The sequence below is a fragment of the Stenotrophomonas sp. 8(2023) genome (assembly GCF_030345295.1).
In the GTDB taxonomy this organism is placed as follows: domain Bacteria; phylum Pseudomonadota; class Gammaproteobacteria; order Xanthomonadales; family Xanthomonadaceae; genus Stenotrophomonas; species Stenotrophomonas muris.
In genome coordinates, this window is sequence record NZ_CP128404.1 from 2,490,664 (window position 1) to 2,506,002 (window position 15,339).

3 protein-coding genes are annotated in these 15,339 nt (G+C 68.8%); all 3 read right to left on the bottom strand.

Translation table 11 applies throughout. The features are described 5' to 3' along the window. Positions 1 to 79: 79 nt before the first annotated feature. Positions 80 to 12,463 carry a filamentous haemagglutinin family protein gene (locus QP609_RS11765; RefSeq protein ID WP_197621104.1) on the bottom strand — a complete coding sequence of 4,128 codons (12,384 nt, stop codon included), beginning with the start codon at positions 12,461 to 12,463 and terminating at the stop codon, positions 80 to 82. 199 nt (positions 12,464 to 12,662) lie between these two features. Further along, positions 12,663 to 13,838 (bottom strand): substrate-binding domain-containing protein, encoded by a 1,176-nt coding sequence (locus tag QP609_RS11770; RefSeq protein WP_014647364.1) that lies wholly within the window; start codon positions 13,836 to 13,838, stop codon positions 12,663 to 12,665. Between the two features lie 299 nt (positions 13,839 to 14,137). After that, positions 14,138 to 15,337, bottom strand: a complete 1,200-nt coding sequence (gene gspF, locus QP609_RS11775) for a type II secretion system inner membrane protein GspF (RefSeq protein ID WP_197621105.1) — start codon at positions 15,335 to 15,337, stop codon at positions 14,138 to 14,140. Positions 15,338 to 15,339 lie beyond the last annotated feature (2 nt).

Here is a 15,339-nt window from a genome sequence, read left to right on the forward strand (position 1 = left end):
GGCCCGGTCGCATCCACGCATGGCGTGGATCTACTGCCGAGCTTGGTGGGCAGCAACGTGTGCCGACCAAGGACGGCACCTATCGGCGCTGCGTGCCCTCGTCGCGACTTGCCTGCGGGAACTGGAAGGCACTGTTGGCGTCATAACCGCTGTTGGCAGTGTTGCCACGCGCCGGCGGGGCGATGCTGCTGGTACCACTGCCGAAGCCCAGAATCTGCACGCTGATCACCGACGGCTGGTTGCGCCGTGCCTCGTCCTGGCTCTTGCGCATCACATCCTGTGCCGCCTGGCTGGCGCTGTTGGCTGCCGCACTGGCCGAGGCCAGCGCATTGACGTTCACCGATGCCAGCACCGGCAGGCCCTTGCTCTCGCCCTGCACCTGGATGTTGGCCGCGTTGAGCACCTGCAGTGCGGCCAGGTTGATGTTGCCCGAGACGCGGATACCGGCCTCGCCCGCATCGATGGTGCCAAGCGGTGCGATCAGGTCGACGTCGCCCGGCGGTACTTCGGCAATGGGGTTCAAGGTCGCGATGCCGGCACCGCTGGCCGGGGCCTGCGGCGACAGGATCACATTGCCCCAGCCGTCATAGACGCGGCGCGGTGGCGTGTACAGCAACGTCGTCCGCGAACCACGACCGGCGTTGATGTCACCCTGCTCCGACCACGCCATGATGTCGCCGCCGAAGGTGGTCATCACCCGCGACAGGCCCAGCAGCACGCTGTCCTGGCTGAACAGCCGGATATCGCCTTGCCCCTGGGTGACAAGGCCGGCGCTGGCAGGTGGCACCACGCCCTGCACACCGATCACGATCTGCCCACCCGGTGCCATCAGCTCGATGTTGCCGCCCGCCTCGGTACGCACGCCGGAGCCACCGTACATCACGATATCGCCGGTACGGTCGATCGTCGCACCGGCCGCATTCCTGTCCGGCATCAGCGTGGCGATGGCTTCGCGCCCACGCAGGTAGGAGCCGAAGCGGGGCCCTTCTGCATCGGTATATTCCCGTCCACCTTCGCGCAGCTCGGCGTAATAGACCTGGCGCAGGAAGATGCGCTGCTGTTCCTGCGGCAGCGCATCGAACGCGGCCAGCGCCCCGTCGCCGTCGGCCGCCACGCCGAAGCGCTGCTGCAGCCACTGCTTCAACTCCTGGTTGTAGACCTTGACTGCCTTGCCCGGCTGCGATGCAAGCGATTGCGCGGGATCGGCAAGGTTGGCAGGGTGCAGATAACGGGCACGCAGGGCCGCGAAATCGATCTGCTGGTTGCCGGCCGTCAGCGCGATGCTGGCGCCGGGACGGGTGTCGCCCTGCACGATGCCACCGAGGCTGACGATGCTGCCCGCATCCTCCTGGCGCAGCTGGCGGCCGGCACTGATCTCGGTGTTGCCGGGGCCAGCGATGGTCGCGTTCAGATGCACGATGTCGCGGCCCGCCGCCGCCACCGTGATGTCGGTGGGCGCGGTGTTCAACGCGGTCATCGACACCCCGAGGATGTCCCGGCCTGCCCGCAGTTGCACGGCGCCGGCGGCCTCGAACCAGTTCAACTGCGTGCGCTGCCCCGCGTTGGGATTCAGCGTGCGCCGGGCGCCGGTGGCCAGACCGATAATGTCGCCCTGCACCGCGTAGTAACGGCTCGGCGCCAGTGCCGCAGACACAGTGGACAGCGGCGTATTCGGACCGAATGCGAACAGTGGAAGCGACCCCGCCGGCGATGCCGTGTTGCCGTCGACGGACAGGTTGTGCCGCGAGCGGGTCACATTGCCTGCGGAATCCCCCTGCTCGGCCATGAATGCCGGGTCGAAGGGTCCCGGCAGGCGCGCGTCACTGGCCGAGCGCGCGATCTGGGTCGCGCCAGGCTGGGCGAAGATGCCTCCGCCGGCCAGGACGTCCAGCCGTCCTGTCGCCGAGGGTGCCAGCAGAATCACATCCTGCGTCCCCGGCGTGGTGCTGATCCGGTCCAGCTTGATGTCACCCTGCGCAGCAATGGCGCTGAAGCGCGAAGGATAGAGCCAGTAATTCAGCAGATCATCGCCGCCACGCACAACAAGCTGGACCTGCTCCCGCCACAGATTGCTGCCCGTCATGTTTTCCGGCCCGGCGAGGCCTGGCGCGAGGTCACCACCGGCACTGAACAGATCCACGGCCGTGTTGGCGGTCCACAGGGAGAACCACGTACTGCCTGCAGCGCGCGCGCCGTCATCCTGCAGCACCGCGCTGTAGTTGGCCAGCGGAACCCGGCCGGCATCGGCGACGCCGCCGAGCACCACATCGCCCCGCGCCTGCAGCTGCGCGGCAGCGTCGCCCAGCACCAGCACCGGCCCGCCCATCGCGCGGGCGGCGTCAGGCGCAAACAGGTCTGCCGCCCGCTGCTTACCCAGCGTCGCGTAGCTTTCCAGGGTGACGCCCATTGCACCGATGCGCCCTGCATCGAGCTGCAGGCTCCCACGCAGGTTGCTGAAGGTACCGTTGAGGTCGAGATTCTGTCCCGCCCTGGAGGGGTTGAGGCTGGAGATCGTCGCCTGCAGGTTCGGATTCAGCGCGCCACCGATACGCAGCTGCAGGTCGCCGCCGCCGGTCAGGTGCAGCTGGCCATCGCTGACCCGGCCGGTCGATCCCACCGCAGCAATGATCGCACCCGAGCGCGGTGCGATCGTCGAGACCAACGCGTCACCTATCGCATCGCGCACGCCGGCGTCACGCCCGGCCTCCAGCGTCAGGTTGCCCCCGCCCAATGTGCCGAAGCCGGTGAAACCAACCATCCGTGGAGAGGCGCCAGCGGCAGCGGACACGTTGGTGTAGGCGCCAAAGTTCACCCACCAGCTGGTCGGCACCGGCTCCACCCCAGTGGTGCCGCCGGTACCCTGCCGCCACAGCCAGTTGCCGACCGCGGCACTGGAGTACAGCGCCCAGTCGCGATCGCTGCTGCCCGACTCTGCGCGCGCGGTCCAGGCGTCGCCGACGATATCGCGCCCGGCTTCGACGCGCAGGTTGCCACCATGATCCGGATACCAGGCCTGGTAGCCTGCCATCGCGGCGTCATAGCTGCCCGGCACCAGGTTCGGTCCCAGCACTACGGTGTTCCAAGGGGCCGCTGCACGGGGCGAATTGAAGGCAGCGTCGCGGCCCCCACCCAGCGCGGCGGGAGTGCCGGCGGTGTAGACGCCAAAGCCTGACTTCATCACGACGTCACCGGCCGCGAGCAGTTCCATGTCGCCCCTGCCGGTGCGCAGTACGCTCCACGCCGGCGTGCCTGCGCGCTTGCCGTAAGTGGTCACTTCGGTCTGCGTGCCGCCGCCGGCGCAGTAGGTGGGCGCGGTGCTGCAGAACTCGTCTTCGGTCATGCCAAACATCGCGGCGAAGTCCTTCGCAGGAGTGCCTGCGTAGGACTCGTCGCCCCAGTAATCCAGCGAGCCCTGCGCGGCCACCTGGCGGGGTGCCGGGCCGCAGTAGTCGGCCGACATCGCGCAGAACTCGTCTTCGGTGAAGCCGAACATGTCGGCCAGCTCCGCGATCGGACGGCCTGCATAGGAGGTGTCGCCGATCCAGTCCAACGATGCCTGCTCGGTCAACGCGCGATCCCCCACCCAGATGATTTCCGTCTTGACCGTGCCGATCGAGCCCTGGTGGGTATCGGCCAGCACCACGCTGCCATCGCGGCCCCAGCGCCGGCTGCGTGGGTCGGCTGCCCCGGCATCGGCGCCGGCAACAACGGTCAGGTCCCAGGAGGTGGTGCCCTCGGCCAGCATCGGCGCCAGCGCCCAGTTGCGCCCCTGGTTGCCGCCGGCATCGGCCGGCCTCAGATTCACCGGCGCGTCGCCGGGCAGCTCCACCTTGGTCAACGACGGGATGTACGCGCCCACCTTGAGCGCGACTTCGCGTGCCAGGCGCAGCGCAACCGGCAGCACCGCGCCGGCGGGCCACTCCTGTGCCGCCATCTGTACCGCACTGCGCAGGCGGAAGCCGGCTCCCAGCCGCGCACCGGCCGCCAGCATCAGCGGCTCCTGCAGCACGGTGCCCGCGGCCAGCGTCTGCCCGGAGTCGGTGGTCACCGCCGCACCCAGCACCGTGCCTGCAGGCAGCCGCAGGTTCTGCGAGATCACCATCGGCGCGGGCAGCACGGTACCGACCGGAAGCGTTACCGATTCGACCGGCACGTCATAGTTCAGGCGGGTGCCGGCCTGGAACTCGGTGCCGGGCTGCAGCTTCACTCCGTCCACCGGCACCACCAGCCCACCGCCAAAGGGGGTGTGCCCCGCGCTGCCATTGCGACCCTCGTACAGCTGCCAGCCGCCCTCATCCGGCGTGGACGGCGGCGATGCGAATCCATCGTTGATGCTGCCGTAGACGTTGATGTTGCCTTCGGCGCGCAGCACCAGCGAGGCCGATTCGCCGAAGCCACGCCGCGATGGATCGGCGCGGTTGGCATCGGGGCCGTAACGGTAGCCGGACAGATCGATGTCGCCGGCGATGGTCAGGTCGCCGTCCGGGTTGGCGTCGCTGCGCCGCGCCAGCACCTGCACGCCGGGACGAAGGCGGACATCGCCCAGCGCCCGCGTGCGCTGCTGCAGATCCGCGTTGCCCAGCGCACCATCGATCCAGGCCACGCTGTGCGGATCGACCACCTGGTCCAGCCACTGCTGGGTGACCAGCTGCGCGCGGTTGCCGCGCACGTCAGCGGTGGTTGCCAGGGGCGCATCGTCGTAGCGGCGAACACCATTGAGCTGGATGTCGGCCGCGCCATCGATGCGCAGGCCGGTGGCCGCGGCAATCGCCGCATCGTTGCTGCCCAGCCGCGGCACATCGATCTTCAGCGTGCCGCGCGGGGTGCCATCGTTCTGGCCAGGACGTCCACCGACGGCAACGTCGCTGCCCGCACGCAGGTCCAGCTGCGCCGCGCTGCCCAGGCCGACGGCACCCTCGGCGCTGCCCAGCGTGATGGTGGCCCGGTTGGGACTGTCGATGATCTTGCCATGGCTGTCCACGCGCAGGCCGGTACCGTGCGCGTCCAGCGTGCCGTCCACCTGCAACTGATCGCGGGCGTACAGGCGGATGCTGCCGACCTGCTCGCCGCTGGCATCGATGCGGCCGGCCACGGTCAGGCTGCCCGCATCGACGCTGATGTCGACCCGGCGCGCCTTCACTTCGTCGCCGATCTGCAGATCGCCCTCACCGATCTGGAAGCTGCGACCGCCGACGACGCCGCCGGCAGTCAATCGCTGGTTGAGGCCGGCGAAGTCCTGCAGCTGGCGTGCCCGCACCACCAGTTCGCCACCGTCATAGGGCACCAGCGTGCCACCGGCATCGTAACGACCAGTGGCGGCACCCTGCAGAACACCGGCCAGATCGGCTCGGCCGGCCATTGCGGTGACCGTCAGGCGTCCGCCGCGGTTGTTGCGTGCGGAAACATCGATGCGGGAGGCCGCATCGGCGCGGATGTCACCCGTGTCGCTGGACAGCAGGACATCGCCGCCCCAGCTGAACTTGTCCACGTCGTACAGCGAGACCTTGCGTCCGGCCAGATCCAACTCGGCCCGGCTGCCAAGCGTGATGCCCTGGCGTGCGTTCGCCGACAGCCGTCCGGACGCCAGCGCGACCGTGCTGTCCAGCGCGATCCGGTTGGCGTCGATGCTCAACTCACTGCCCAGTGCATCGCCACCCGTCTTGCCGGCGCCACCCAGCAGGCGGAAGTCGCCGCCGGTGCGCACGCGCAGCTGCGCGGCGGGATCGGCGGCCAACAGCGGTGTATCGATACCGAGGTTGCCTCCGCTGTACTGCCACCCCTTGTCGGCCAGATAGTCGCCACGCTGCTGGAATACGTCCAGCGTGCCCTGCGCGGAGAACGACAGCTGCTCCGAGGCACTCAGGTTCAGCGCACTGAAGCCAAGCACCTGCCGGTTCGCAGGTACTTCAGAGCTGGGACGGCTGAATGGCGCCCGCCCCAGCTGCAGCTGCCGGGTGACGATGTCCAGTTGCCCGGCCCCGAGCCGGTCCACCATCGGCTCGGCCGGCGGCACCGTCGCGTCGCTGCCCGGCGCCTGGCCCGCCGCCAATGAGCCGTCCCAGACCAGCGTGTCCACCAGGATGCGCGCGCGGTCGGTCGCCGCACCGTAGCCGCGGATGGCCTGCGCACCGAGCACAAGCGTCTGCAGGCCACTGCGGCCGGTGGCACTGTCGCGCGCATCCAGGTCGACGCTGCCGAACACGTTGACAGACTCCCGCGCGACCAGGCTCAGCGTGTCCAGCGCCGGCGCGCCGGTCGCATCATTGCCGCGCAGCAGTTGTTGCAGCACGGACTGGTTCATGGTCATGCCACTGGGCAGCGCTCCGGCCGCAGCGGCCTGGGCGATCGCTTCGGCACTGCCGAGGTTCAGCGCCGCCATGCCCAGGCCGAGCTGGCGGGTGCCATAGCTGGCCGAGTCGCGCATCTGCAGCGCGCCATCGGTCGCTACCGCGATGCTGCCATCGGAAACCAGCCGCGTCTGGCCGTCGCACGCCGCCTGGCATCCCCCGATGTCGATCGCCACCGGACCGGCCTCCACCCCGGTGGTGCCGGTGATCAGGTTCAGGCGCTGGTTGGACACCGCCAGCAGGCCGCCGGAGACCTGGTAAGGCAGGGTCGCGCTGGCATTCGCGTTGGCGGATGCGAACGGCAGTGTATCGAGGGTCGCGCCGGCCTCGACCAGCACGCCACTGCCACCGGAGGCCGCTGCCACAAGCACTTCCGGCGCGTTCAAGGTGACGCCGGAACGGATCGCCACGCTGCGCGCCTGGCCGGTCACCGCCACCTGCGAGGCCTCCTGGTTGAACTGCCCGCCGATCATCATCCGCGCCGGCAGGAAGGCATTGAGCGCGTCGTCGCTGAAGGTGGCGCCGCGATCACGCGCCTGCGATGGCGCACCGCCATCGACGATCTCCAGTGAACCGACCGCCGGGCTGGCCAACGTGGCTGCCAGCGTGCCGCCTCGCCCGTTGTCGGTGGCGGCGCCGAACCGCGCGGTGCCGGCGAAGCGGATGGCAGGCGTGTCTGCACGACCTGCGCCTTCGCCCAACGCAAGGGTCAACCCGAGCGCATCGATGGTCTGCCAGCCACGCGACTCGCCGCGGCGGTCGGCCACCGATTGCGCGAAGCTGTTGTAGGAGGTTTCGTTGTAGCCCGAGTGCCGGCGTACCACGGCCGCGGGAGTCAGCAGGATGTCGGTGAGCAACGGCGAGATTGCCGCGCCCAACGCCGTGCGCTGCTGGCCGGACACACGCCAGGTGCCGGTGCCGGTCGCAATCGGTTGCACGATGCCGGAGGTGCCGGTGGCGCCCAGCTCCACCCGGAATGCGCCGGGCTGCAGCGCATAGCTTGCCGGCATCAGCGTGTAGGTGCCGGCCGCCAGGCCGGGCACGCCAGCCGGCACGGTGATCTGCTGGCCCACCGCCGGAGCTGCGAACCCTTCTTCGCCACTGGGGGCGAATGCCCCGGCGCGTCCCGGTACGATCGCGTACACCGGGTTGCCCGACGCACTGAACCCGTAGCGCGGGTTGGCGTCGGCCAACGCCGTTCGCAGGACGTCGACAGAGCCACCGCGTCCTGACACGAAGGCGGCGCCGGTCAGCTCACCACCGCCGGACATGTCCAGCAGGGCCGCCGGCGCCACCTCGATCTCGTTGGCCTTCAGTGTCACCCCCATCGAGGAGATACCGGCCGGCGTCAGCGAACCCAGGCTGCGCGTACCGACCCGCCAGTCAACACCATCGACGGTGCCACCATAGGGCAGCGACAAGCCGGCGCCACTGGTCGAGGTTACGCTGCCTGGCAGCAGTTCCACCCGGCTGCCGACGGTTCCGTTCTGGATCAGGCCACCCAGCTGCAGCGTGCCCATCGGCGCCTGTACGTTGCCGCCCTGCTGCACCGTGGCGGCCACCAGGCGAAGCGTACCCAGCGCCGATTCCGGCGCCGGCTTCGTGGCCGCACCGGTGCCGTGGATGCGCAGCACGGCATCCGGATCGGACCAGTAATCAGCGGTCTGCACGGTCTGCGCCGACGCGCCGGCCACCAGCGTGCCGACCGCGCCTGTGGTGGGATACAGGCGCGCAGCGGTCACGTCCATCGAACCAGCCGTCATCAACGCGCTGGTGTTGCCACTGCTGGCAATGCCGTTGGTCAGGCGCACGTCACTGCGGCTTTCCAGCGCCACATGCTTGAAACCCGGCAGCCAGGTGACGTCGCGGATGTCGATCAGCCCGGCCTGCACCGCCAGCGCGTGATCTTCCGGCCCGGACGAAGCGACCGCGGCGGTGCCCTGCAGGTTCTCGCCCGGCATCTGGCGCCAGCGTGCCTGCGCCAGGCGAACGTAGGGCGCACTCAGTCGCAGCCCCGACGATGACCCGGCATCCACGGCCATGCCCAGGCTCGAAGTACCCTGGCCGTGGATGCGCAGGCTCTGGGCCAGGCGCAGGTCGACGTCGCCGACCGCGCGGATGTCACCGAACACGGACAGGTTGTCGAAACCGCCAGCCTGCAGCTGCTCGACCGACAACGCGGCGTGGCCATACTCCAATGCGGCCGGCAGTGGCTGCCCCGGTGCGCTGTGCTGGCTGAGGGTGATCGCACGTGACCGCAGTACCTCCTCGCTGGCGCCACGTGCATGGATGCTGCCGCCAAAGGCCAGCCCCAGGGTGCCGCCGCGTGCGCCGGCACCACCGGCGGCCGCGTCCATCCCGGCGTCCAGGTACAGCGCATTGGCCGAGCGCAGCACGATCTGCCCGCCATCGCTGTCCACGCGGACACGGCCCTGGCCGTCGACGTCCAGCTCGGCCGACGCACCCCGCGCCCGCAGGCGCGCACCGCGTTCAACCACCACGAAGGCTTCCGGTGGTCGGTTGTCGACGAACGCTGTGGTCTCCCAGTCCAGCGCCCCGCCAATCTCGATGCGTCCACCCGCGCGCACCTGCCCGCGCAGACGGCCGCTGGAATCGGGCAGCGAAATCGCGTCTGCATCGGCATCCAGCAGCGCGCCTTCGGCGAAACGCCAGGTGCGTTCGGTGCGCTGCCCGGCGTACAGCGCGTTCTCCGGGCGCACATCGTCGATCAGGATGCGTCCGCCCTTCGCGCGCAGCGTGCCTTCAACATCGATGTTGCCCGCACCAAGCAGCGAGATCGTCTGGCCTGGATCGACCGCCATCAGTGCATCCTTGCCGACCCGCAGGTCACCGCCCACGCTGTTGCGCTCCGAACGCAGGCTGATGCTCGCACCCGCGCGCTGGCTGACGCGCCCGCTCGACGGATCGGCGCTGTACAGCGGTTCGTCCCACGCCGCCAGTGCGGACGCCCGGTCGGTCGCCATCGGCGCGTCCTGGGTCAGGCGCAGGCCTGGCAGGGCAGCGACCAGCCGCGCGCCATTGGCCACCTCCACGCCGTGGTGGCCATTGATGTCGTACTGCGCGAAGCCACTGCCGAACAGGCCGGGGTCCAGTCGCAGCGCCGCGCCCGCCAGGTCCGCATCGCCCACCCGCACCTGGCCACCGGTCCCCAGCGAGAAAGAACCACCGCCCTGTCCTCGACCACTGAACCGGCTTCCCTCACCCAGTTGCACCCGGCCACTGCCATCGGTCGTAACCGTACTGCTGTTCGCCTGCAGGCTGACGCTGCCGCCTTTGCCGATATGGGCCTTGCCGCGCAGGTCCAGCGCAGCACCGGCCTCGACGTCAACCGTTGCCTTGGCGCCCACGGCCACGTCATGACTGTTGCCCAGGCTCAGGCGGCCGCCATCCGTCCAGGCACCGCTCGCGTCGCGCGGCATCGCCAGTGAGGCGTTGCTCCATTCGCCGGAGAGGTCGATCCGCGTGCCGTCGGCAATGACGGTGCGGGCGCGGCCATCGTGCAGCAGCGCCGTCGGCCGGCCCTGGACATCCAGCAGGTTGCCCGCCGACAACTGGCCGCCGGCAATGCCGATGTCGCCTGCCAGCTCCACCTCGCTGCCGGTCAGGTTGAGCTGCCCGCCGGCCTGAAGCCGAAGGCTGCCGTCGATGCGGATGCGATCGGCGGTCGCCAGGTCGATCCGCCCCCACTGCTGGGCACTCAGCTCTGCGATATCCAGCCACACCGTGTCACGCCGCTCCTCGTTGACCGGAGCCGCCAGCGACCACGCCGTCTTCGTCGGAGCCTTGTCACCCAGGCGCACATCCGAGCCGAACGCACCACTGCGGCCCTGGCCGTCGTAGCGCCCCAGGTACAACTGTGCATTGCGCGCGACCGCCGTCTGCGCCTGTGCATAGCCATCCAGCGCGGCATCCGGCCTGCGGTTCTGCTGCGCGCCCTGGAAGGTTGCAGTCTCAACCTTTCCATCCAGCACCGCGGTCGGTGCGGAGACGATCAGCCGTCCTGCATCGCGGCCGACCGTGTACCCGTTATCGACCCGCTGCGCCGCGAATACGATCGGATCACGGAAGGTCTCGGTGATGCCCCAGCGTTCCTGCTTCACTTCATGGCCGCTGTACAGGCCATCGAACAGCATCTCCGCTGGCGCCTCATCAAGACGGTAGACCTGGCCATCAACGCCGCGCACCCAGCTCTGCCGGACCACGCCGCTCTGCACATCCAGGCTGCCGCCGGCAAGGTTGATGCGTGAGCCACCCTGCGTGATCACTTCCCTGCCGCCCAGCAGGACGGTGCCTCCCTGCGCAGCCCATTCGCCGATCGAGTGCCCCTGGTTGTCGAGGTAGCCCCCCACTTCCAGCAGGCCGCCTGCGGCGTACCAGCGCTCACCCTCGTAGCCCCCGGTACCGGCCGGAACGTGGACCAGCCTGCGGCGGTCGACCCAGACTTCGCTGCTGGTCAGCTTGCCGCTGTCGCGGTTGTCCAGGGCATCGCGCAGTTCGTTGCCCTGCACCTTGACCTGGACATTGTTGCTCTCCATCGACACCCGCACGCCCACTGCGCCGGACACGTCCACGCGCGCGGCATCGTCCACGTAGCTACGGGCCGCCGCATCGGCGATGATCTGGCCGCCCGTGGCAACCGTCAGCGAATCCGCGCTGAAATGGATGTTGCCACCCGAGACGATCTCCACCCGCGACTGGTCCCGGCGATCATTGTGCTGGGACAGATTGTCGAAGGTTGCCGAACGCGCGCCAGCGCGGATCGCGTCCTGCTCGGCCGATTCCTTGATTAGAGCGTCGCGCTGCGTATCCAGCACCGTGGTCTTGCCATCGTCCTCGATCAGCACCGCCGTGGTGGCTCCGTCAGCAAGCGTGACGCTGCTGCCTGCATCACTGGCCGAGGCCAGAAGATGCACGGTGCCGCGCTGTGCAAGCGTGGTGCTGGCCACGGCCACACCGGCCTGCTCGACGCTGCGTCCGGCCAGGGTCACGTCACCCTCGAGTGCGCGCAGCAGACCGGTATTGCGCACGCTGCCAGCCGTGCTGCCAGCGATGAAGCGCGGCGCGATTTCATTGCCGCGGGTGGTGGAACTGGTGTTGGTGGCCGTACCCACGCCGCGCCGGATCACGAAACTGTCACCTGCTGCGAGCTGCACCTGGCCCTTGCGCGCTTCGATCTGGCCAGCATTGTCCACGCTGTGCCCGGCCAGCAGCACGTAGCCACCGCCGCGCGTCGCACTGGTCGGCTCATGGGTCGCGATGCGGGCGCCCCGCTCCACCATGACCTTGCCGAATGCATCGCTGAGCGCGCTGCTGCTGGCGTCGGGGCTGTACAGGCCGTTGTCGCGGAACTGCGCATCGCTGATCCGTGCTGCAGCCGCCAGCAGATTGCGTACATTGACCTGGCTGTTGTTGCCGAACACCACGCCGTTGCGGTTGGCCACGAACACCGTGCCACTGGCCTTCAGCTGGCCCAGGATCTGGCTGGGCCGCGCCTGCGGATCGTTGACGCGGTTCAGTACGGCCCAGTCAGGGTTCTGCAGGAAATTCAGCGTGGTGTTGCCGCCGATGTTGAAGGTCTCCCAGTTCAGGATCGCCTTGTCCGCGGTCTGCTCTACCGTGACCTGCACCCTCCCGTCGCTGCCCTGCGACTGGATCGCGTCGCGCGCATTGAGCCAGCCACGGGTCAGCGGGTTCTGGTCGACGCTCAGGCCGTCCTTGCCGAGGCCATCGGCAACGATGAAGCCAGCCTCGCGGTGCGCCTGCCGGGCCTGTTCCTGCAGGCGCTGCTGCAGGGCAATCGCCTGTGCCGCAGTGCCAAGATTGTCGATCGACTGCTGCAGCTTCTGCCGTGCCGCATCCTGCTGCTGGGCCGGCAACTGGAACTGGATCGGCACGCCGTTGGGCATCCGGCCACTCTGTGCCGCGCTGCCCTGGGCCGCACCCCGTTCGGCGAACCAGCCCGGAGTGAACGCCTGCTGCGCCTGGCTGGCCGGGGCTACCATGCTCCCCAGTGCGACCGCGATGGCCCACGCCATCGGATGATTGCGGCGCATCGACGCGGTCGGATGAACAGCGGACGGGAGCGGGTGCGACATCGGAACCTCATCAACCTGGTGGGCCGCAGCTGCGGCGACGATCGGGGAGGCACACGCAACGCATGCCCTGCCACTGATAGACGGTTCACGCGAGACGAAGCCGACAGCCAAACGCTGCAACAGCGGCACCGTCGCGGAAATGGCGACGCCGGCCCAGAGGCCGGCGTCGGGTCAAGCAGGATTCAACCCGTGCTGCGGATTACAGCGGACGGCCGATGCCGGCGCAGGTGCTGGGGTTGTTCAGGCCGGCAGTGCTGCTGGCCAGCACGAAACGGTTGCGGATCGCATCGCGCCAGGCCTTGGTCAGCGGGATGAAGCCGTGGTCGGTGATCGACTTCTCATACGCGACGGTGTAGGTCGCCGGATAGTGGCGCGCCAGGAAGCCGCGCAGGCTGGTGGCGACGCTCGAATCCTTGTAGCACTGGCCGATCACCAGGTTGGTGTACCCGGCGATCGGATAGCCGGCCGACGGGTTGCCGAACACCGGCACCCAGTTGGCGGGGTTCTCTGCATCGGTGCCGGTCGGCGGAGCGACGGTGTCCAGGGTGGCCTGCACGCTCACCTGGTCCGGCGAGAAGCCCTTGACCTTGGCGACCTTGGTCGCATCGGTCAGGTTCGGGATCACGTCCGGGCCAACGTAGCCGATGCGGCCTTCAGCCGCGTAGACAGTGTTGTACAGCGAGGTGCCGCCGGTGGCCGGGGCGGCCACCAGGAACGCCGGCAGGTTGCCGTTGGCATCGCGCTTGTACAGGTCGGCGAAGGTCGACTTGATGGCGAACTTGCCGCCCACCAGCTTCGAGGTGTCAGCATTCTCAGCGGCACAGGCCGCGGTCAGGAAGCGGCTGAACATTTCGCTGGTGCCGCTGCTTTCCGCGCGATACACCACCTGGATCGGGCCGCTGCGGTTGGCATCGATGGTCGACCAGTCGCTGATCGCGCCCGAGAACACGCCGCAGATCTGCGCCACGCTCAGGTTCACCGCCGAACCGGCCTTGTTGAACGGGATGGTGACCGAGGTGGCCACCGACGGCACCTGGATCAGCGCGCCGTAGCGGTTGGCATTGGTAGGCTGGTTGAAGTTGGTGGTGTAGGTGTTCAGCTCGGTGCCGCTCAGTACCGAATCGCTGCCGGCGAAGTGCACGGTGCCGGTGGTCGAGAACAGCAGCGAGTTGTTTTCCAGGAAGGCCTTCTTGCCGGTGCCCGAACCGGTCACGGCGTAGCTGAAGTTCGCCGGCAGGATGCTGTCGGACGAACCCTTGTAGAGGTCGGCCGGCAACGAGGCACCGCCGCCGGTCACGGTCTGCGCCGAGGCGGCGCCCACGGTAGCGAGCAGCGCGGTGGCAACCAGCGCGGCCAGGGTCTTGCACTTGTTCATGATCTTCTCCTGAAGGGTTTACTGCGAAGGGAAACACCAAGGGAGGAACGGTCACTACACGCCTGCTGCCGCCGAGGGCCTCCCAGCCCACTCTGCGGCGACGTGTCCATGCTGGTCCGCGCCGATGACAGGCCGCTTAAGAAACCTGTGGAAGATCGGAAAAAGGTGTGGAGGATTGTGTGGAGAATCGAAGACGGCGACCGGGTAGAGTCGACTGTGCGTCGACTGGTGCACGGAGCGCTGGTCCTGTCGAAGTGTGCTTGGAAGCAGTCGACTCTACCCGTGATGCGCGTTGCGCATCACTGCACCAGCTGGTTCATTTCCATGATCGGCATCAGCACCGCCAGCACGATCGTCAACACCACGCCGCCCATCACCAGGATCATGGTCGGTTCCAGCAGTGCGGTCAGCGCCATCGCGCGGCGCTCGATCTCGCGCGAGATCGTCTGCGCGGCGCGTTCGAGCAGTGGCGCCAGCGAACCGGTTTTCTCGCCGCTGGCCACCAGATGCACCAGGATCGGCGGATAGACCTTCTGTACCTTCAACGCAGCACCCAGTGCCGCACCTTCGCGTACGCGAGCAGCCACATCATCGGCACAGCGCGCCAGCAACGCATTGCCAAGCGTCTGCCGCGCCGCTTCCAGTGCACGCAGCAGCGGGACACCGGCGTCCAGCAGGATCGCCAGCGTCGAGGCAAAGCGCGCACTGTTCACACCCAGCACGAAGCGCCCGACCATCGGGACCCGCAGCAGCATCGCGTCCCAGCGCAGGCGCAGTTCCGGCCGCCGCAATGCCAGCCGCCAGGCCACCACCAGCGCAGCCATGCCCAGCGCTGCCCACACGCCCCAGCTGCGTACGAACGCGCTGGCGGCCAGCATCACCTGGGTCAGCATCGGCAGCGTCTGCCGTGCCTGAACGAACGCGGTCACCACCTGCGGCACCACGTAGCTGAGCAGGAAGATCACGATCGCCACCGACACCAGGCTGATCGCCGCCGGGTAGATGAAGGCGGTCAGTACCTTGGCCTGCAGCGCATTGCGCTCTTCGATGTAGTCGGCCAGGCGCTCCATCACCCGTGCCAGATCGCCGGAATCCTCACCTGCACCCACCAGCGCCCGATAGATCGGCGGGAAATCGCGCGGCCGCGCTGCCAGCGCCACGGTCAGGCGCTGGCCGGCACGCACGTCGGCGCGTACTGCGGTGAGCGCCTGGGCCACGTGCGGGCGTTCGGCCTGCTCGATCACCGCACTCAAGGCGCCTTCCAACGGCAGGCTGGCGGCCAGCAGGCTGGCCAGCTGGCGCGTGGCCCAGGCCAGCTCGCTGGCAGACAGCCGCCGGGCAGCCCAGCCACTGCCGGCACTGCGCGCCACGCTGACCTGCACGGGTGTCAGCCCACGACCGCGCAGCAACTGCCGCGCACCGCGCGGGCTGTCAGCGTCCAGCTGGCCCTTCTCGATGCGGCCCTGCGCGTTGGCGGCCTGGTAGTCGAACAGCGCCATGC